Source organism: Shigella sp. FC1661 (assembly GCF_001712525.1).
Classification (GTDB): domain Bacteria; phylum Pseudomonadota; class Gammaproteobacteria; order Enterobacterales; family Enterobacteriaceae; genus Escherichia; species Escherichia coli.
This window is the reverse complement of record NZ_MDGW01000379.1, coordinates 1-1,010: the sequence shown is the minus strand read 5'-3', so window position 1 is coordinate 1,010 and position 1,010 is coordinate 1. Positions and strand designations below refer to the sequence as shown.

At 45.1% G+C, this 1,010-nt stretch carries 2 protein-coding genes and 1 pseudogene; 1 reads left to right on the top strand and 2 read right to left on the bottom strand.

Going from position 1 to position 1,010, the window contains the following annotated elements; all coding sequences use genetic code 11:
• Positions 1 to 51: IS1 family transposase (locus BFF42_RS28410; protein WP_165888145.1), on the bottom strand; the 51-nt coding region annotated here is incomplete at its 3' end.
• Positions 52 to 79: 28 nt separating this feature from the next.
• Entirely contained in the window at positions 80 to 508 is a 429-nt protein-coding gene (locus tag BFF42_RS18550) for a tyrosine-type recombinase/integrase (RefSeq protein ID WP_256387534.1), read from the bottom strand.
• A 151-nt stretch (positions 509 to 659) separates the two neighbouring features.
• Between BFF42_RS18550 and BFF42_RS18545 the strand changes: the two are divergent.
• Positions 660 to 1,010, top strand: a pseudogene (locus tag BFF42_RS18545) (transposase); the annotation flags it as partial.

Sequence of the window (1,010 nt, the reverse complement as noted above, 5' to 3'; positions counted from 1 at the left end):
CACCCCGTCAGTAGCTGAACAGGAGGGACAGCTGATAGAAACAGAAGCCACTGGAGCACCTCAAAAACACCATCATACACTAAATCAGTAAGTTGGCAGCATCACCAAGAAGTTCGACAATATAAGGATCCGCCCCCATATCATTAAGCGTAGTGGAAAATGTGCGCCTGAAATCATGTATGCACCACAAGCCATTAGTATCATGACCAAGACGCCTGCATATTCTGTTTGCAGCCCCTGTTATTGTCGCCCTTTGCAAAGCACAACCGACAACATAACCGCGATTTTTTGTTTCTGCGTAAAGATTAACGATCCATTGTTTTATTCCGTCAGGAACAGGCCTTACTATAGCCTCCTTGTTTTTGCTGTGCTCTTTTGGGACTGTCCATACCCAGTTTTTTAAATCCCATTCGTCCCAGGTGGATAGCCTCGCCTCCTGCTGTCGGCAACCAAACACCAGGCAGATAACCATTATTCTTCGGTTATATATTGATGACAGAGTTAGCAAATTATTACCGTAAGCATAAGACCATACATCAGCGGTTTCATTGATATTAAGAACGCGATCCCTTATACCGGATGAGCGCCCGACATATGAGGTAGCCTGAGTTTAACGGACACTCCTTCCTGAAATAGAATGGCATCAGAAGGAGCTAATAATGAGCAGAAAAAACCAACGTTACTCTAAAGAGTTCAAAGCCGAAGCTGTCAGAACGGTTCTTGAAAATCAACTTTCGATCAGTGAAGGCGCTTCCCGATTATCCCTTCCTGAAGGCACTTTAGGACAATGGGTTACCGCCGCCAGAAAAGGGCTCGGTACTCCTGGTTCCCGCACGGTGGCTGAACTGGAATCTGAAATTCTGCAACTGCGTAAGGCGTTAAATGAAGCTCGCCTTGAGCGAGATATATTAAAAAAAGCAACAGCGTATTTTGCACAGGAGTCGCTGAAAAATACGCGTTAATCGAACAATGGCGACAACAATTTCCCATTGAAGCGATGTGTCAGGTAT